Raw genomic sequence first — 19,484 nt, 5'->3', positions numbered from 1 at the left:
TTTCGACGCTTCGATCACTTTCGAGCAAAAATCTTATTAAATTTAAAGTATAAAGAAATCGGGGTTCATCTGGGTTAACGTGCTGAAAGATTTGTGCACCCCAACATTTGACTTAGAACCAAAATTAAAAAATTTCACATTAGAAAAGCGCGAGAAATCATATTTCAAAATTGATTTCTCACGCTTTTTAAGGTTTTTGACCGGTTTTGCCCCAGCCTGTTTTATGCTTATTTCCCTTCTTGCCACATCTTCACTTTTTCAAAGAACATAGCAAGAGCTTGTTTATTTTGCATGTTTGGTACTTTTGCTAACAGTACTTCTTTTGGAGCATTGAATTCCTTACCTTGCTTTTGCAAAATGACAATGCTCTTTTCAAGTGCTTTATTGGCGAACATTGTATCTGGTAATTGAATAATCGCTTGAATCCAAGCATGCTTTTGAATGTATTTATGCAGTTGTTTCGACTGCTCAGACTCGAAGAGATGGGTTGGTGCTAAGAAAAATAAATAGCCTCCATCCTTCGTGTAATTAATGGACTGCTCAATAAATAAGTGATGTGCATAACTCATTCCTTCTGAAGCGCATAGTTCATAATCTAATGCGATATCTTCATTCGGATAATACCCGACCGGTAAATCACAAACAACAGCATCTGCAGGATTTACTAATAAATCTTGTAAAGCATCTTGACGGAATAAGGAAACTGGCTGCTCTGTCAAATCAGCTGTAGCTGCAGCTATACGAATAAGTAGCTCATCAACTTCTACACCTGTTGCTTCTGTTTTTCCGTCTAATAAATTCATAACTGTTAATAGTAAATTTCCTGTACCTACTGCTGGATCTAAAATAGATATTTTTTCTGTTTCTAGACGCTCCGCAAATAGTTGCTCCACAAAATAACCAACTAATAACCCAAGAGTATCAGGTGTCATTTGGTGATTCGGCTGAGAACCTTTTCTCATCCCCTTTAAAACAGCAATTTGAATCGCTTTGCGCACATCTTCCTTTGTAGCACCTTCTTGTGAAAAATTAACTTCCTCATCTAGCCATGCCTCTAAGCCATCTAAAATACCTTCTAGCAATGTAACATTATGTTCTTTTTCTATTTTTTCAGCATGTTCATTTAGCATACCAAATAACTTTTCGATATTTTCCATACACAACTTCCTTTCACGCAGAAAAGAGCCGTGACAAAAACTTGTCACAGCCCCTTTGTCTAGTAATATCTTAGCCTAAAATCAATAAATTATGCTAGTGCTTTGACAGCTGCAATTGCCGCTTCATAGTTTGGATGGTCTGTTGCTTCAGGAACATATTCCACATATGTCACTTTGTCATTTGCATCCACAACAAACACCGCACGTGTTAGAAGGCGTAATTCTTGGATGTAGACACCATATGCTTCACCAAATGAAAGGTCACGGTGATCTGATACTGTTTGAACAGCATCAATGCCTGCTGCACCACACCAACGTTTTTGAGCAAATGGAAGGTCAACAGATACAGTATAGATAACTACATTGTCACCTAAGTTTGCTGCTTCTTCATTAAAACGACGTGTTTGTGCATCGCAAACACCAGTATCTAATGATGGTACAACGCTAAACAAACGAATTTTCCCCTCTGAATCTTTTAATGTAACAGGTGATAGATCATTCGCTAATACAGTAAAGTCTGGTGCTTTGTCTCCAACTTTTACTTCGTTACCTACAAGTGTTACTGGGCCATTTTTAAATGTTACTTGTGCCATATAAACGCCTCCTAATCTTCATATGTACATAATATTACTAAATAGAGGGAATTAATTGCAACTCAGACAACTTATCAAAAATAGTTTTGAAAAAATCATTTCGAACCTATTCATCCATATTTGATTTAGGTTGCATCATTTTCCAAGCTTATCTCTATAATGTAGGGTTGATTTCCATTCCGGCTTGGCGCTTTGCCGCTGACGCTTCGCTTTCGCACAGAGCAGAGCTTCCTGGGGGCGTCCGATGAGCCGCTTCACTCGCGTTGCTCGTTCCAGGGTCTCGGGCCAACAAGAGATTGGTCACGAAGGCGTTATCACAGGACGTGATGGTTTTAGCCTTCGTTCCTCTATTGCTAATCCCCAAGAAGTCGCCAAGCCTCCACTACAATCAACTTTATCCATGGTATACGTTATTATAAATGTATCCTAACTTTTGGATCTTTTTCCCAACGAACTAACCATTAATCACCTCTATCATCACTAAAATAAAGAGCTGTCTCACCGTAATGAGACAGCTCTAGCCATTATTCTTCGTTATGTTTCTCTAGCTTTTCAGGTTCAGATTTTTCCTCTAGAGGTACGGACTCAATCTTTTCCTCTTTGATTGGCAAAGATGGTTGCACAATATCTTTTTCAATATATATTTTTTCATGAACGACTGTTGTATCCGCGAAATAATCATGTAGACCTTGATTGTTTGGTAAAATGCCTACAAGAATATAAAGTGGCATAAAAATGCTGTTGATGATACGCCCTATCCAATCACGGAATAACACGTCTGACCATGTCAGCTTCTCATGTTTTAATGAAATAACACGTAATCCAAATATCATTTTCCCTAATGTTTGCCCAAAAAATCTCGTCATTAATACGAAATAACTGTAATAAAGAATAGCGGATAAAATCGAAATCGGTGCATACCACACTGTCTCAGATAATGACCAATCCATTAAATAAAAAATTGGGTTAACGAGAATTCCACCTATAGCTGTAATAACGAATCCATCTAATAAAAATGCCCAAAAACGTATCCAAAAGCCTGCCGTTTTCAACGCATAATTTTTATTCGTAATTGGCTTATCTATTAGGAACGTATTCTCCATAGAGGGTGAACCTTGCATAACAATATCATTGTTTGTCATTGTACTCCCTCCTTAGTTTTCGCCATATAAGTACATCATTTTTGGTGCTTTATATTCTGCCATAATTTTCATCAGCATTTTTTCCTCTGCTGAAGGACCAAACATTGATCCAATCTTCATCCCAACATATGATGACCAACCACCCGTATCATATGAATACTCAAATAATTCTGCGTCCTCTAAACCAAAATCTTTACGCATTGCAGTAATTGCTGCTTCCTCATCGCCAAGCTCATCTACTAAGCCCGCTTCAAGAGCCTTCTTACCACTAAGAATTCGACCATCAGCAACTTTTTTCACATCGGTTTCAGACATATTACGCCCTTTTGCCACAATATGAACGAATTCCTGATAAGTTTCATTAATCATGTCTTGCATCATAGCACGCTCTTCCGGTGTCACTTCACGCATTGGGCTAAGCATATCTTTATGTTCACCAGATTTAAACGTTTCATATTTAATACCAACTTTTTCTGCTAACGCCTGATAATTAATAGATTGCATAATGACACCAATCGAACCTGTAATTGTATCACGTTGCGCAAATATTTTATCTGCGGGCGCTGAAATATAATAACCACCTGAAGCTGCCATCGAATCCATAGTTATATAGATTGGAATTTGTCGCTCTTCTTTAATTTTCAAAAGTTTTTTATAGATTTCTGCAGATTCCTTTACACCGCCACCTGGTGAATTTACACTTAAAACGATACCTTCCACAGTCTGATCATATAAAATATTATCTAATTGATTTAAGAAAAATTGATGATCATAAGCAACTGGTTGCCATAAACTACTTGAACCAACATCTTGAATCGTTCCATCAACCTTTAAGTATGCAATACGTTTATCCATATCGCCACTTTCTTTAACCTTTTCCATTACAGTTAAATCGTTTCCATCCATTAAACTATCAAAATTACTAAAGAAATTCGATTTAAATATTGCAAAGATAGTGTTGATCCCTAATGAAAACACTAATAGTACACCTGCAATTATTAAAGCGGCCCACCTTTTACCATTCATATCTTTCCGCCTCCTCATAACGTTATACGATTGATATCCTAATTTGTTTCATACTTATTGCAATAATATGGCTTATCACCATAACATAGGGGTTGATCTCTGTTCCGTTTTAACAAATACCACTCCTTAATTTAGGTAACTAACCAATACTATGCAAAAGCTTTAACCAATTTAACCACTCAACCTATTCAACTTATACTACATTATCTGATATTAAAAAAAAATCAAAGTTCATAAAAAAAGCAGGAACTTTGATTTTCGACATTATTTCCTAGGAAATTAATGATTAATATAATGGATTTTTTCTTGCTCACGTAATTCGACACGGCGAATTTTGCCTGATGTAGTCTTTGGTAGCTCAGTAACAAACTCAATAGCACGAGGATATTTATAAGGGGCTGTTAAATTTTTCACATGGCTTTGTAGTTTTTTAATAAGCGTTTCATCACCAACTACACCATCAGAGAGCACAACAAATGCCTTCACGAGATTTCCACGAATTTCATCTGGACTCGCGACTACGGCAGTTTCTTTTACCGCTGGATGCTTCAATAACGCATCTTCTACCTCAAATGGGCCTATCGTATATCCAGACGAAATAATAACATCATCCCCACGTCCTTCAAACCAAAAATAGCCATCTTCATCTTTATATGCACAATCTCCCGTAATATACCAATCGCCTCTAAATTGTAAATTTGTACGTTCGGGATCGTTTAAATATTTCTTAAATAACGCGGGTGATTCACAGTGTACAGCAATATCTCCAACTTCTCCAATTACAGTGGGATTTCCAATATCATTAATAATTTCAACAGTATTACCCGGAGTAGGCTTACCCATTGAGCCCATTCTAGCCTCCATCCCTACCATTGTTCCAACAAGTAATGTATTCTCTGTTTGTCCATAACCATCACGTACTTGTAAATTAAAGACTTCGGAAAATACTTTTATCACTTCACTATTTAAAGGTTCACCCGCTGACACAGCCTGACGTATCGTACTTAAATTAAAGTCTTGCAAATTTTCAAGACTTGCCATAAATCTGTATTCGGTCGGTGTGCAACACAGAATATTTATATTAAATTTTTCAAGCAATGCAAGGTATGTTGCCGCATCAAAGTGACCTTTGAAAACAAATGCTGTTGCACCACTTCCTAAAGTAGCAAGGAACGGAGTCCAAATCCATTTTTGCCATCCTGGTGCTGCTGTAGCCCAAACAATGTCACCTTCTTGTACACCTAACCAATTTGGAGCAGTAGTTCGCAAGTGCGCATAACCCCAGCTATGTGTATGAACCGCTGCCTTTGGATTGCCTGTTGTACCACTCGTATAAGCTAAAAATGCAATGTCTGTACTCTTAGTCGGCGTAGAACTTATGTAAGTCGTCGGTTGATTTTGCATTTTTTCAAGCAGCGGCTGCCAAGGTTCCTGTGCATGACCAATGACAAATTGCTGTATTTCTTGTAATTTCCCCACATTATCGAATTGTTCAATATAAGGCTCAAATGCTACAACGCCTTTTGCATCGGCATGATTGATTCGATATTCAATATCCTTAGTTCTCAGCATTTCTGAGCTAGGTATAATGGTTAAGCCTGCCTTTAAGGCAGCAATATAGACGATATATGCTTCAACTGATCTGGGCACCATGACCAAAATAACATCACCTTTTTTTAACCCTTGAGATGTAAATACATGTGCTGCCTGGTTCGCCTTTTCAAGTAAAGCTCGATATGTTAAGTACTGAATTTCCTCATCTTCGTTATAAACTAATAATGCATTTTTAGTAGAATCCTGTGCATATTTTTCAATTTCCTCTGAAATGTTATACCATTCTGGTGCGATTAAATCTTCTCTTTTCATGGCAAATGCCCCCTTTTGTACGCTCATTATAAAACTCAATTTTTATCATTTTCAATGGAATTCACTCCAATTCATTAAAGTCGTGACAACTATCATGTTCTGCTATATGGCATCAGTCACGTATTAGTACTATCAATTTCGACTTAGCTTTAGTGCCGTTTTCGCAATGAAGAAAAAAACTCCCTATTGAACACGAGTGAATAATATGGTACATTTTGGTCAACTAAAAGCAAGATTGCAGGGGGACTCATTTAGAGTTGAGAAGGTAAAACCTGACCCTTTGAACCTGTTAGTTAATACTGACGTAGGGAGCAACTCACATCTATTTACTGATGAAAGGCTCTTTTGCGTGTTTTTTTCTACACGAAAAAGAGCCTTTTTTTGCACGCTTACGTCCATCCAACAAGGAGGACTTAAAATGGTATTTCATACTATCCGTAAACAAAATCCACTTATTCATTGCATTACTAATTATGTTGTGGCTAATTTTCAAGCAAATGGCTTATTAGCAATAGGCGCTTCACCAGTTATGGCAGATGACAGTCATGAGGTTGAAGAAATGGTCGCAATTTCCTCAGGCTTATTGATAAATATCGGTACCCTTAACGAGCGAATGAAAGAATCAATGTTACTTGCTGGAAAAAAAGCAAATGCCCTTGGTATTCCCGTCGTTTTAGATCCTGTTGCTGCAGGTGCAACAACTTACCGGAAACAAACGGTACAACAATTACTTAAGGAAATAAATTTTGCGGCTATTCGTTGTAATATCGGAGAGCTTGCAGCTATAGCCGATGTAGAATGGCAACAAAAAGGCGTAGATAGTGGTAGTGGTTCAATTTCTTTAGAAGTTGAGGCACAAAAAGTAGCTCAACTCTACGATTGTATTGTTATTGTGACCGGTGAAAAGGATTTTATTACTGATGGCGAACATCAGCAATGGGTTACAGGTGGAAATTTTCAAATGACAGAAGTTACTGGAACAGGTTGCTTATTGAGCGCCATTTGTTGTGCATCCTACGTCGCAGGAAATAAACCATTCAACCAATTGGTAGAAACATTATCGCTTTATAAAAAAGTGGCTGAACAAGCCGCTTCTTCTACTTCATACATTGGCGATTTTCAAATTGCAGTATTGAACGAACTACATCGCCTTTCCAAGGGTGGTGAACAATAATGCATATTGTAACAACAATTGCTGGTTCTGATAGTGGTGGCGGTGCAGGCATACAGGCTGATTTAAAAACATTTCAGGAATTAAAGGTGTTTGGAACGTCTGTTATTACAGCTTTAACCGCTCAGAATACACTTGGTGTATCGGATGTCTTACCAATTGAAGTTAGTTTTGTTGAGAAACAACTGCAAGCGCTAGTCGAGGATTTTTCAATAAGTGCCGTTAAAACCGGAATGCTGTTTTCCTCTGAAATAATTCAATCAATTGCACAGATTTTAGCTGAAAGAAATATTCCGCTTATAGTAGATCCTGTCATGATTGCAAAAGGCGGTGAAAGTTTATTACAGCAAGAAGCAATTGAGGCATTACGCAGTTGTTTGCTTCCTTTAGCAACAGTCGTAACACCGAACATTCCTGAGGCAGAAACCCTTTCTGGAAGGACAATCAATTCTTTAACAGATATTAAAGAAGCAGCTAAGGTCTTATTACTAATGGGCGTTCAATGCGTCATTATTAAAGGCGGTCATTTAGAGGATAAATGTTATGCTACTGATTATGTATTTTTCCAAGATGGTCGATCATTTTCCATGCAGTCCACTCGTATTGCAACAAAAAATACGCATGGTACAGGCTGTACGTTTTCCGCTGCATTAACTGCTTTTATTGGTCAGGGACTACCTTTAGAAGAAGCGATTGAGGAAGCTAAAAAATTTATTCAATTAGCAATAACTCATGATTTATCTATTGGTAATGGACATGGTCCTACAAATCATTTTGCTTATCAAAACTTGAAGGATTCCTGTGAGGTGATTATTCATGAAACGTGACGATCTACAGCTATATTTTATAATGGGTACAGGTAATGTTTTCAAACAAGAGCCATTAAACATTTTAGAGAAAGCTCTGCAATCTGGAATTACTATGTTTCAATATCGTGAAAAAGGACCAAATACATTAACTGGGCAAGCCTATGAAGATTTTGCTCGCAAATGTCAAAAGCTCTGTCAACAGTATGATGTTCCGTTTATCGTCAACGATGATGTCGAGCTGGCTATAAAACTTAGAGCGGACGGTATTCATATTGGGCAAGAGGATTCTCCTGTGTCGACGGTGCGTAATAAAATTGGCAATATGATTTTAGGTGTTTCTGTTCATTCACATGCTGAATTACAAACTGCTCTACAATATGGTGCTGATTATGTAGGAATTGGTCCGATTTTTTCAACCACTTCTAAAAGTGACGCCAATCCTCCTAGTGGGACTGATTTTTTACAGCAAGTTAGGATACAATATCCTGAACTCCCTATCGTTGCAATTGGAGGCATAAACTGCTCGAATGCTCCTACGGTATTTAAAGCAGGTGCGGATGGAATAGCAGTTATTTCTGCCATTTGCCAAAGTGAGGATATTTCAAATACAGTCTCTACATTTAAATCATTTGTAGGATAAAGTGTTTTTACCCCACTGATTATTAGTCTTCACCAATCGAGTTTTTACGGCAGTTAACCTCACCTATTTCTTTGCTCTCATTGAATTGAAATGGGAGGACCTGACGCTTCTCTTTTGATACAGAATACCGGATAAAAATTAAGAAATTTAAACAAACTAAAACCAGTGCCTTTTACGGTCACTGGTTTTAATTTTTTGCTGATTAAGCAATTATTGGTTGTTTGGCATACCTTTTAATTGTGATTCAGCCATTTGTACAAGACGTTTAGTGATTTCACCGCCAACGGAACCGTTAGCACGAGCTGAAGCGTCAGCTCCTAATTGAACACCAAATTCTTGTGCAATTTCGTATTTCATTTGATCTAGAGCGTACTCTACACCAGGTACTGCAAGTTTGTTTGAACTGCGATTTGTTGAAGTCATGTGTCTCTCACCTCCTTGTGAATATAGAATGTGCGATATTAGATTTTTAATACAAAAATTTTAAAGGTAAATTGTACCTCCGAAGGAAATGAACAAAAAAAAGCCAACTCAAGACTTTGAGTCGGCTCATTAGCTTACGAAATCGCAAGTTTCTTCTATAGAAGATCTGCAAATTTATCGGCTTCTTGCTCTTTTTTCGGGAAAATATAAACTTCACGGTTTTTCACTGCTCGTTCGATTAGTTCATCAAAATCCGAGAAGCTTTCATAATGCTCAACCTTTTCAAGCTTTGGCTTTGTTTTTGGACTTGCTGGAGTAAAAATTGTACAACAGTCTTCAAATGGCTGGATAGACGTTTCGTATGTGCCTATTTTCTCAGCAATATCGATAATTTCTAATTTATCTGATGAGATTAATGGACGTAAAATTGGTGTGTTAGTTACGGCATTAATAGCTGTTAGACTTTCAAGGGTTTGACTCGCTACTTGTCCAAGACTTTCACCTGTAACAATTGCTAGCGCACCAATTTCTTCACGTACTTTGTCAGCAACTTTTAGCATCATTCGACGAGTTGTTGTCATCGATACATTAGAAGGTACTTTTTCTTTAATAAGAACTTGGATTTCAGTGAAAGGAATAACATGTAAACGAATACTAGCGCCAAATTTCGTTAATTCATTAGCAAGCACCTTTACTTTTTCCAATGAATTTTGGCTTGTATAAGGTGGACTAAAGAAGTGAATCGCTTCTAAGCGCACTCCTCGTTTCATCATTAAATAACCAGCAACAGGACTATCTATTCCACCAGAAAGCATTAATAAAGATTTACCATTCGAACCTACAGGCATTCCACCTGCACCTGAAATAACTTGTGCCATCATATATGTTGCGTCATGACGCACTTCTACACGAAGTTCGATATCAGGCTTTTTAACCTTTACTGATAAATTTTGATATTGTGGTAATACATAACCACCGATTTCGCGTTGAATGGCATGTGATTCTAACGGAAATGTTTTATCAGTGCGCTTTACTTCTACTTTAAAAGTAAGTTGCTCATTTTTAAATGTATCCATAATTGTTATAGCAAGTTTTTTCATGGCCTCCATGTCTTTTTCACATGCTGCCACTGGACTAAATGATTGGATACCAAAAATTTTAGGTAATCCTTTTAATAGAACGTCCATTTGTGTTTCATCTTGAATGGCGATAAACATACGGTCGCGTTCTGTACGAATGTGTAAATGCCCTAAATCTGCAAATGCATGACGAATGTTCTCACGTAAACGACGAATAAAATCCATCTTGTTGCGACCTTTTGTAGAAAGCTCTCCATATCGAATTAAAATTTCTTTCCAAATCATTTTTATAATTCTCCTTTAAGTTCCATCAATACTTCATCTAATACTTGTTTAAACTTTACTATATCTTCATTTGTTACATGCGCGCCAAAACTTATACGAATAACACCCTTTTTAAAGTGCTCATCAATATTTAAAGCTTCAACAACATGGCTTGTTTTTGTCTGTTTCGATGAGCACGCACTCGATGTCGATACAATTACATTGCGTTTTTGCAATGCATTAATAATGACTTCACCTTTTAAGTCGCGAATACTAAAAGATAAAATATGTGCCGCACCTTGTGGGGTTGATAAAATATGCACTGCATCTCCATAGCCACGTAGTTGCGTGCATATTTCTTCATTCCATTGACGATATTTTTTCGCACGATCATTCATCGTCTCTACTGCTATTCGGGCTGCTTTAGATAAGGCTACTGCTTGCGGTACAGCTACTGTTCCACTACGCAAACCAAACTCCTGCCCTCCGCCAAGTGCATATGGTTGCCATTTCATTTTTTTACGAAATGCTAGTACACCTGAACCTTTAAAGCCATGAATTTTATGGCCAGAAATTGAAATACAGTCTGGTCCATCATCATCGTTAAATGATATCGGTAACTTTCCAAAGCTTTGTACAGCATCCACGTGAAAAGCTGCGCGACTTGATTCATGAATAATTTTTGCAGCTTCAAAAATTGGTTGGATAGCACCCATTTCATTATTTACATGCATCATACTTACTAAAATGGTATCCTTGCGCACTTTTGTGCGAAGCTCCTCTAAAGAAATAACTCCATTTTTATCGGCTTGTAAGTATTCAACATCAAAACCCTCTTGCTCAAGTTGCTTAACAGCTTCTAGAACAGATGGATGTTCAACTTCAGTTGTTAAAATATGATTTCCTTTATGTGTATTGCTACGTGCTAAACCAAATATAGCCGTGTTATTGGATTCAGTACCACCTGATGTAAATAGCACATTTTTTGCTTCTGTCTGCAAAATATCTGCTACTTGCTCACGTGCACGCATTAACAATTCGTTTGATTCAACACCCATTGCATGAATGGAAGCAGGATTGGCATAATACTGCTCATTCACTGCCATAAATGCTTGCATAACCTCTTTTAAAGGTTTTGTTGTTGCACTGTTGTCTAAATAGATTGTATTAACTTCCATTAATATTCACACACTTTCAAAACGTTGATTTAACGGTATTTATCATAACGCAATCTTCAGCAATTGACTACTAACTTTAACAATTATCCTAATTTAATCACTTATTTGTTTGCTTTTAATGTGAAAAACCACCCATTAAGAGTGGCATATTAAAATTTACTATGAACGTTTCCTGAGTATAAAAATTTGGGTTTTGCATTGTTAGGCTTATTACTATAACGTGAAGTTGATTTCCGTTCCGGCTGGGCGCTTTGTAGCTGTCGCTACAAAAAACATTTGTTGCTGTCGCTTCGCTTTCGCTACAGAAAACATTTGTTACTGACGCTTCGCTTTCGCGCAGAGCAGAGCTTCCTGGGGGCGTCCGATGAGCAGCTTGGGGCAACAGGATGTTTTTTGCGCGAAAGCGTAGTGCTAACGTAGCGTCAGCAGCAGGATGTTGGTCACGAAGGCGTTATCACAGGACGTGATGGTTTTAGCCTTCGTTCCTCTATTGCTGATCCCCAAGGAGTCGCCCAACCTCCACTCCAATCAACTTATATACATGACAATGCTTCAAATAAATGCCATCCTCAACTTTCAGCAGCCATATTTATACTATATTTTACCACCATATTGAAGGCAGACTTCACCACAATATACCTTAGTCAACACGCTTATTTTTAACCTTTTTTCATTGTTATAAATTCTGTTGAAGCTGTAAATTCCATGACTTTTGTAAAACCTAATTTTTCATAAAGATGAATGGCTCTTGTATTAAATGTAGCTACTGTTAAACGAATAGGACTATGATTTTCTTGTTGTAGCTGATTTAAAATAAATGAAAAAAATTCTGAACCGCAACCTTTTCCTGTTAGCTCAGGCTTCATCCCTATCCCCACATCAATGCACTCGTCTAAATACGCACCATAATCACGTCCTTTAGGTACTTGTGCTGATGTTCCTGTACAGAAAAAACCAACTAGCTCTTCTTGATCATTGACAATTGAATAATACGGACTTTCAAGAATTTCTTTTAGAGATTCATCGCATAGATCATTGTTATAAAAATCATATGGTTCTTCATATTTCCAATTCAAAATATCAGTCGCAAAAATTTCATTCATTTCCCGAATATAAAATTGCATTATGACCACCCTCTATTAGTTTTTAATCAAAATCGTAGTGAGACATCATGTGAAGCTTCCCGCTCCATTTCCCTTTTACCACGAATGCGTAGCTTCCTCAAACATTTCAAGGCGCTAAAATCGTAGGTTTAGAGAAATTTTGCATCTTAATAACAAAACTGTCTAAAAAGTAATAACTATACCTTTTAGACAGCTGATGTATTTTTTTATTATACTTGACTATTTAGTTATTGTTTCTCTGCTACAAGTTCTTGAATTCGCTTTAAAGCACCTGGCTCCATTTCTTCAACTGCCGTTCCAGCCTCTTCTAATGCCTTGGAATAGCGGAATTGATTAAAGGATTTTTCTGCTTCTCTTAAACGAGTATGCAATTTTGGATTTGTTGCACGATGACGATTACCATACTGAATAATACGTTCAATCAGCATTACATTTTCAATCAATTCATTCGCCTTCGCTTTTACATCCTCTACGCAAAGTGTTGCAGCATTTAAATTGTTATGGACTGTTCCCATATTAAGTGGTACCTCTTGAAGGCTTTGCATAACTACATAAATATGCTCTGCTGCCTCATCTAGACGGGCATCCATCTCTTCAGGAATACCTGGAATATTAGCCTTATTCAATAGACGATCTGTTTCTTGTAACGTTTTCTTTAAGCTTTCTACTTGTGCACGAGCCTTGTTTTCATCAATTCGGAGCTTCTTCATCGTATTTGATAAATGGCCTTGCTCCTCATGAATATGTTCAAGTTCCTCGTTAATTTCAATCAATTCTTCCTGCAAACTTGAGTATGCAGATTTTTCCTCTCTAACACGCATCGCTAATAAATCATAGCGACGTTGTAAAGCCTCTAATTGCTTTAACGCAGCTTTTGGAATTTCTGCATCTTTTTCATTTAAACGGTAGCTTTGCTGCACAAAAGTTGCTTCATCACTTACTAATCTTGTTGAACTAATAACATTAGTAATTGAGCTTAATAAACGATCACAATTTTGGTCAACATAATTTTTAGCAATAACTTCTTTTTCAAGTAGATCGTAAAAGTGATCAATCTCTTCATTTATTTCAGCTACACGTGGTTTAACAACGGTTAAATTAAGCTCTGCTAATTCATTTTTTAATGTCGCAAATTCTTCATCAAATTTATCGAACCCCTTAGTTAGCTCTAAATGCTGTAAATAGTAGGATTGCTCCTCCATTTCACGCTGGCCACTACGTAATTCCTGTACCGCGCCTGGTAGTTTTACTTGCAATTCAGTCAAAATTGCTGGGACATCATTAATATATTCAAATGTCTGTTGTGATTCTTGATTCAAGCCAATAACAATTTCTCGAGCCTGCAAATAATTCCCTTCGCTAGTAAGCACATCGAATTCCTCAAACTTTTGAACAAACATCTCCAGCTTTTTCTCCAGAGCCGGTAATGCTACACCAAATGAATGTTGGTGAGCTAACAATGTTTTACGTGCAGAGCGATAGTATTCTTTTAATTGTTCAATTTCAATACGATTTTTTTCTTCGCTGCCAATTAATTCATTTAGTTCTTCTAAGATTTTATCTTTATCTTGTTCACATTTTTGAATGTAATCTTCTATCTCACGTTCAATTAACGTTGCTTTCTTAAAACGAAGTCTATTGATTTGATCCTCTGCATCAAATAAAAGTGAATCAATTTTTGTCATATGTACATCGATGACTTCATCCCAGCTATTTCGCCATCGTTCAAACATCTCTTCCGTTTCACCGTTCATGTTCAAAGATTTAACTTTTGAAATTTCCTCATTTATGGGATTGTTTTGTATTTGTGATTTTTCATTTTCAAGTTTAGCAATGATTGTTGTATGTTTTCGTCGCATCATAAATCCTACTATCGCTAAAATTAATAGTAGGATAACCGGAATGATGATATACTCCATCGTAAGCCTCCTATTCTACAATAAACGAATTGGCTAGTTGTATTTATTATATACTATGTTATCGCCTTTTGTACTAAAATTTGAGTGTTTTTTATGTATTTACGCCTTTCAAGAATAACACCTACTTAAATTCTGAACAATTTGCGCAAATAAAAGTGTTTGATCCAAAAGCTAAAGGAGTGGTAATTTTATGAAATGTGACGGCCATGTTCATAGTCCGTATTGTCCACATGGTACTTCTGATTCATTTAAGCAATATATTGAAAAAGCAATTTCTCACAACTTTACAGATATTACCTTTACAGAACACGCACCATTACCTTTGAATTTTACTGACCCTACACCTCAGCAAGATAGTGGTATGAATCCAGAATTTTTAATGCCTTATTTTGAAGATTTACAGTGCCTTCAAAAGGAGTACGCACAAGACATTCGCATTCATATCGGTCTTGAGGTTGACTATATTCAAGGCTTTGAACAAGAAACTCGTCAATTTCTTGATACATATGGACACTTTTTAGATGACTCTATTTTATCAGTCCATTTTTTACAATGGCAAAATATCTTTGAATGCATAGACTTTTCTCCAGAAAGCTTTATGGCTTTTTCAAAAAAAGTGGGCTCTATTGAACAAGTGTATAATTTATATTACGATACCGTCCTACAATCCATTAAAGCAGATTTAGGGCAATACAAGCCTAAACGCATTGGGCATCCTTCACTTATTCACAAATTTCAATTAGCACATAAAATGAAAATTGATGATTCTACGCGGATTCGAGAAGTATTAGATTTAATGAAAGCAGAAGGCTATGAGCTAGATTTAAATAGCGCTGGTTTAAGTAAAACATATTGTCAGGAACCTTATCCACCATTTACCTTTATCGATTATAGTAAATCTATTGGGCTACCAATTGTTTTTGGTTCAGATGCTCATAGTGTTGCTGATTTACATCAACACTATAATGTTATATATCCAAAATAAATAACTTTCAAACGAGGTGCTATTATGTTTACACAAATTAATTATGAAGGGCCAATTGCCGAGCAATATAATACATTAGCAAAACAGTTAGATGCCCTACTTACTGGAGAAAGCGATCGCATTGCTAATTTAAGCAACGCCTCTGCTTTACTAAATCAATTCCTACCGAACATTAACTGGGTTGGTTTTTATGTATTACAGGGGGATGAACTTGTATTAGGGCCATTCCAAGGCTTACCTGCCTGCGTCAGAATACCAATTGGACGCGGAGTTTGTGGAACAGCTGTAGGCAAAGCAGAAACTATAGTGGTAAAAGACGTACATGACTTCCCAGGGCATATTGCTTGTGATGCCGCATCCCAATCCGAAATTGTTATTCCCTTAATAAAAGAAAGACAGGTCATCGGTGTACTTGATATCGACAGTCCAATCACAAACCGCTTTTCAAAGGAAGATCAAGAGGGGTTAGAGGTATTCGTAAAAACCTTACTTCTCCATTTATAAAAAATACCCTGAAATGATTTATTGTCATTTCAGGGTATTTCAGCGCATAAGGCTGATGTTTTATTTTCAAAACCAACTTTTTTTATTACATTATAAATTGTTTTGATAAGATCGATCATGAATACAAAATCGATTTTTACCACTGTTTTTCGCTTCATAAAGCGCTGTATCTGCATGTAGGAAAACAGATTGAAACGCTGGATGGTACTGTTCGTCCCATGTTATGAGACCTGCTGAAATAGTCACCTGAGGATCTGTTGTATTTGGAATTATTGCAACGATTGTTGCTGCTAATTCGATTGCTTCTTTCTCATCAATATTTGGGATATACACAGACATTTCTTCTCCACCCCAGCGTGCACAAATACCACGAACTCCAATCATTTCTTTTAACTGTACCGCAATTTGCTTAAGAATCTTATCACCAATTTGGTGACCATACGTATCATTAATGCGTTTAAAATTATCAATATCAATGAGTAAGAACATCCCTGATTGATCATTTTTAAGAGACTTTTCTACATATTGGTCTAAATAACTTCTTGCATATAATTTCGTTAAATGGTCCAAATCTACCATTTCTTGAAGTTGATTACGTAGTATTGAGTTTGCAATTGCTAAAGAAGAGTGATGGATTAATGATTGCATTAATTTAAAGCTATCAAATGAAAAGAAATATGGCTCCTTGTGTAACACAATACTAAAGCCATTAATTTTTTCTTCCATTAAAATCGGGATTGCCATAATTGAACGATATTCAATTTGATTAGGGGTTAATCGACTGAAATCGGCAATAAATAGTGGATCGTTGGAATGTTCAAAATGATGTTCAACATGTTTTATATATGTTTGACCCTTCTCTGCATTGAAAAAGGCTGTACTCGCATCCGTCACTTTAAAGGTGTCATTATGTTTAAAAGCGAAACAAACTTCCATTGGTTGAAAAGATTTCATTAACTGTTTTTGGAGGAAAAGTAACATTTCATTTATGTCAATCCTCATATTTAAACGATGCGATGTTTCATTGATGAGTTGTAAATCACTTACAAGGCGATGTGATTGATGATATAATTTTGCATTTTCTAGTGCATTTCCAGATGCTTGTGCTAGCATTCGTACAAAATCTTTTTCAGTCGTTGAAAAAAGATATGTTGTAGGTGCACTTACTTGTAAAATACCATAAATAGCTTGTCTCCCTTTTATAGGGGCGTTTAATAATCGACAATTCAAATCGCTTGCAAGCTCCGTCGTCAGCTCTCCTGAGACAAAAGCCTCAATTGTCGCAGGTCTTTCAGATAAGTAATCAAATAGCTTAATATCGATAGTCGTATGGCGGTCTTGATCATTCGATAGTATAAGCTCCACATTAAACTCCGGGAAATTATCCTTAATATTTTTCAAGACATTTTCTAAAATTAAATCAATATCCATAGTGGAATGAAATAAATCTGTCATATTGTACAATTTTCTATATTGGTCTTCATTCACTTTTACTTCGAAATTTTCTCTAATGATCTGAAAAGCCTTCGTGAGCGTTTCGACAAAATTTTCTCCGTAATCCGAAGTCATAAAGTCTGTCCAAGCATCGGTTGCCTCAACGAGTAGCACACCAATTGGATTTTTGCCTTCTGCTTGTAAAAGCACCATATCTGTCATCATCGTATATGCTTCTTTTTCTTTTAATATATAAGGGACTTTTACCAACTTCTGTTGATAAAAGCTAGCTTCAATCATTAACCATGACACAGCATTTAGTTTTGTTTCAATTGTTACAGTAGCCATTTCTTCAACAGGTATTAAAGAATTACCTTCTAAACCGAGAAACGCCACATTTACAATTCCAAAGTGCTTCTTTAGACACCGTTCTAATGGGTGAAAATACCCATTAAAACCGGCTTGTTCCTTAGAACTCACCCAAATGCTCAAAACATCTGATTTTATATATTTTAGCGTTTGTAAATGGTCTGTCATGAAATCACCTTTTCTATATAACGTCCAAATCAATACTATTAACTTATAGTATAGTATACATAATTTGTGTCATTTTGACTATGTTATTCTATTTTACTTTTACATTTTACATTCCACACTGTACCATTAACTACTCTTATATATCGAAATATGTATAAAGGGGAAATTTATACTATTACACTTTTACGAAAATAGTTAGTCTAATAATTGACGTCTATGTAATAAGCCGTTACAATGGAGTTTGTGTAAAATAAACGCAGCAGTGGTATGAGCTTATTACTGTATTTTATTCCTCTATTTTATTTAGAATAACTAAACAGATTCTAAACAAATAGACGGTGTATTGCGTAACCTAACGGCTGCATAGGCGAAAATACATGAAAATAAAATACGTATAAGAATGGGTACTACTGGTTTTTGTTTTACAACAAAAAAACCAAATTTAAAGGAGGAGACAACAATATGTCTCGTTATACAGGTCCATCTTGGAAATTATCACGTCGTCTTGGTATCTCACTAAGCGGTACAGGTAAAGAAATCGAAAAACGCCCTTACGCACCAGGTCAACACGGTCCAAACCAACGTAAAAAATTATCAGAATACGGTTTACAACTTCAAGAAAAACAAAAACTTCGTCACATGTACGGCATGAACGAACGTCAATTCCGTACTCTATTCGACCGCGCTGGTAAAATGAAAGGTGTTCACGGTGAAAACTTCATGGTTCTTCTTGAAACTCGCCTTGACAACCTAGTTTACCGTTTAGGTTTATCTCGTACTCGTCGTGGATCTCGTCAATTAGTAAACCACGGCCACATCTTAGTAGATGGCAAACGCGTTGATATTCCTTCATACAGCGTAAAACCAGGTCAAACGATTTCTCTTCGTGAAAAATCTCAAAACCTTGCTGTAGTAGCAGAAGCAATCGAAGTAAACAACTTCGTACCTGACTACTTAACATTTGACGCTGACAAAAAAGAAGGTACATTCACTCGCCTTCCAGAGCGTTCTGAATTATCAGCTGAAATCAACGAAGCATTCATCGTAGAGTACTACTCTCGTTAATTAAATTGCTCTGCAAAGAGTAGTTTAGAAAACCCTAGAAAACCTTTTATATCAAGGTTCTCTAGGGTTTTTGCTTTTTATCGACAATGCTCAATATTACAGAGGTTTCTTTTTCCAGAAATGGTGATAAAATTTAACATCCTCACAAAATGGTTAATCCATTCCAATAGACAATATTCTCTTTAAATCGAATGCCTGCTTTATTAGATTTCCCTTCTACAGAATGAAACATTCCATAACGTTTAAAGTGTGCTTTACTCCCTTTAAATAGAACATCTTGAACTGCTTTCCAGACAGTAGAGGCGATTTTCTGAGAAGTATTGCTATCTATATGTTTTTTATAGTTATGTTGATGCTTTTTAATATACGCATGCAGTTGATATTCACTTAACCCAAAAGATTGACGAATGGTATCTAATTCATTTGCAGTCTGCTTCAATTCTTTTGTATCATTAGATTTTTTCGCTTTTTGGTAGCAATGTAATTGTTTTCGATAGTGTTTTGATTCTTGCATTAAAGTATATTGTTTTACTGCATAAGACAAAGTTGTATTATAGAGTGTACGGGC

17 protein-coding genes, 1 pseudogene and 1 riboswitch are annotated in these 19,484 nt (G+C 36.4%); of the genes and pseudogenes, 6 read left to right on the top strand and 12 right to left on the bottom strand.

What is annotated here, in order from left to right; genetic code table 11:
• Positions 1–227 precede the first annotated feature (227 nt).
• The 5 genes from ACMZ42_RS26010 to mbcS all read right to left on the bottom strand — a co-directional run bounded on the left by ACMZ42_RS26010 (position 228) and on the right by mbcS (position 5,784).
• Positions 228–1,157, bottom strand: coding sequence for a class I SAM-dependent methyltransferase (locus ACMZ42_RS26010; protein WP_415733283.1), 930 nt, complete (start codon positions 1,155–1,157; stop codon positions 228–230).
• A gap of 89 nt (positions 1,158–1,246) precedes the next feature.
• Positions 1,247–1,750 carry a thiol peroxidase gene (tpx, locus tag ACMZ42_RS26005; RefSeq protein ID WP_337989065.1) on the bottom strand — a complete coding sequence of 168 codons (504 nt, stop codon included), beginning with the start codon at positions 1,748–1,750 and terminating at the stop codon, positions 1,247–1,249.
• A 524-nt stretch (positions 1,751–2,274) separates the two neighbouring features.
• Positions 2,275–2,892: an RDD family protein gene (locus ACMZ42_RS26000; protein WP_415733282.1), complete on the bottom strand. Its 618-nt coding sequence runs from the start codon at positions 2,890–2,892 to the stop codon at positions 2,275–2,277.
• Between the two features lie 12 nt (positions 2,893–2,904).
• On the bottom strand, positions 2,905–3,918 hold the full coding sequence (gene sppA, locus ACMZ42_RS25995; protein ID WP_415733281.1) for a signal peptide peptidase SppA: 1,014 nt from the start codon (positions 3,916–3,918) through the stop codon (positions 2,905–2,907).
• A 279-nt stretch (positions 3,919–4,197) separates the two neighbouring features.
• A complete protein-coding gene (mbcS, locus tag ACMZ42_RS25990) occupies positions 4,198–5,784 on the bottom strand; it encodes an acyl-CoA synthetase MbcS (RefSeq protein ID WP_415733280.1) in 1,587 nt (528 codons plus the stop codon).
• Between the two features lie 229 nt (positions 5,785–6,013).
• A riboswitch (TPP riboswitch) is annotated at positions 6,014–6,112 on the top strand.
• 90 nt (positions 6,113–6,202) lie between these two features.
• Here mbcS and thiM point away from each other — a divergent pair.
• From thiM to thiE, 3 genes are read left to right on the top strand one after another with little or no spacing between them, the layout of a single operon-like run.
• The gene (gene thiM / locus ACMZ42_RS25985; protein WP_415733279.1) at positions 6,203–6,958 is read left to right on the top strand and encodes a hydroxyethylthiazole kinase; all 756 of its coding nucleotides are present in this window, start codon (positions 6,203–6,205) and stop codon (positions 6,956–6,958) included.
• Positions 6,958–7,782 carry a bifunctional hydroxymethylpyrimidine kinase/phosphomethylpyrimidine kinase gene (thiD, locus tag ACMZ42_RS25980; protein WP_415733278.1) on the top strand — a complete coding sequence of 275 codons (825 nt, stop codon included), beginning with the start codon at positions 6,958–6,960 and terminating at the stop codon, positions 7,780–7,782. The genes thiM and thiD overlap by 1 nt, the downstream gene beginning before the upstream one ends.
• Positions 7,772–8,404: a thiamine phosphate synthase gene (gene thiE / locus ACMZ42_RS25975; RefSeq protein WP_415733277.1), complete on the top strand. Its 633-nt coding sequence runs from the start codon at positions 7,772–7,774 to the stop codon at positions 8,402–8,404. Before thiD ends, thiE begins: the two co-directional genes overlap by 11 nt.
• 210 nt (positions 8,405–8,614) lie before the next feature.
• Here thiE and ACMZ42_RS25970 read toward each other — a convergent pair whose 3' ends face one another.
• The 5 genes from ACMZ42_RS25970 to ezrA all read right to left on the bottom strand — a co-directional run bounded on the left by ACMZ42_RS25970 (position 8,615) and on the right by ezrA (position 14,391).
• The gene (locus ACMZ42_RS25970) at positions 8,615–8,827 is read right to left on the bottom strand and encodes an alpha/beta-type small acid-soluble spore protein (RefSeq protein ID WP_049667479.1); all 213 of its coding nucleotides are present in this window, start codon (positions 8,825–8,827) and stop codon (positions 8,615–8,617) included.
• A gap of 155 nt (positions 8,828–8,982) precedes the next feature.
• Positions 8,983–10,191, bottom strand: coding sequence for a tRNA uracil 4-sulfurtransferase ThiI (gene thiI, locus ACMZ42_RS25965; RefSeq protein WP_415733276.1), 1,209 nt, complete (start codon positions 10,189–10,191; stop codon positions 8,983–8,985).
• A 2-nt stretch (positions 10,192–10,193) separates the two neighbouring features.
• Positions 10,194–11,348, bottom strand: a complete 1,155-nt coding sequence (locus ACMZ42_RS25960) for a cysteine desulfurase family protein (protein ID WP_415733275.1) — start codon at positions 11,346–11,348, stop codon at positions 10,194–10,196.
• 659 nt (positions 11,349–12,007) lie between these two features.
• The gene (locus ACMZ42_RS25955) at positions 12,008–12,472 is read right to left on the bottom strand and encodes a GNAT family N-acetyltransferase (protein ID WP_370075729.1); all 465 of its coding nucleotides are present in this window, start codon (positions 12,470–12,472) and stop codon (positions 12,008–12,010) included.
• Between the two features lie 227 nt (positions 12,473–12,699).
• The gene (ezrA, locus tag ACMZ42_RS25950; protein WP_370075731.1) at positions 12,700–14,391 is read right to left on the bottom strand and encodes a septation ring formation regulator EzrA; all 1,692 of its coding nucleotides are present in this window, start codon (positions 14,389–14,391) and stop codon (positions 12,700–12,702) included.
• 190 nt (positions 14,392–14,581) lie between these two features.
• On the opposite strand from ezrA, the gene hisJ reads away from it, so the two are divergent.
• Positions 14,582–15,376, top strand: coding sequence for a histidinol-phosphatase HisJ (hisJ, locus tag ACMZ42_RS25945; RefSeq protein ID WP_402868353.1), 795 nt, complete (start codon positions 14,582–14,584; stop codon positions 15,374–15,376).
• Positions 15,377–15,400: 24 nt separating this feature from the next.
• Positions 15,401–15,880, top strand: coding sequence for a GAF domain-containing protein (locus tag ACMZ42_RS25940; RefSeq protein WP_415733274.1), 480 nt, complete (start codon positions 15,401–15,403; stop codon positions 15,878–15,880).
• A gap of 90 nt (positions 15,881–15,970) precedes the next feature.
• Here ACMZ42_RS25940 and ACMZ42_RS25935 read toward each other — a convergent pair whose 3' ends face one another.
• On the bottom strand, positions 15,971–17,851 hold the full coding sequence (locus ACMZ42_RS25935; RefSeq protein ID WP_402868350.1) for a sensor domain-containing diguanylate cyclase: 1,881 nt from the start codon (positions 17,849–17,851) through the stop codon (positions 15,971–15,973).
• Between the two features lie 462 nt (positions 17,852–18,313).
• Between ACMZ42_RS25935 and rpsD the strand changes: the two genes are divergently transcribed.
• Positions 18,314–18,916, top strand: coding sequence for a 30S ribosomal protein S4 (gene rpsD / locus ACMZ42_RS25930; RefSeq protein ID WP_370075739.1), 603 nt, complete (start codon positions 18,314–18,316; stop codon positions 18,914–18,916).
• Positions 18,917–19,058: 142 nt separating this feature from the next.
• On the opposite strand, the pseudogene ACMZ42_RS25925 reads toward rpsD, so the two are convergent.
• Positions 19,059–19,484, bottom strand: a pseudogene (locus ACMZ42_RS25925) (hypothetical protein); the annotation flags it as partial.

The sequence above is a fragment of the Lysinibacillus sp. NPDC056185 genome, assembly GCF_047737915.1.
Taxonomy (GTDB): Bacteria; Bacillota; Bacilli; order Bacillales_A; family Planococcaceae; genus Lysinibacillus.
Note: the sequence above shows the minus strand (reverse complement) of the source record. Positions and strands in the feature narration are given on the sequence as shown.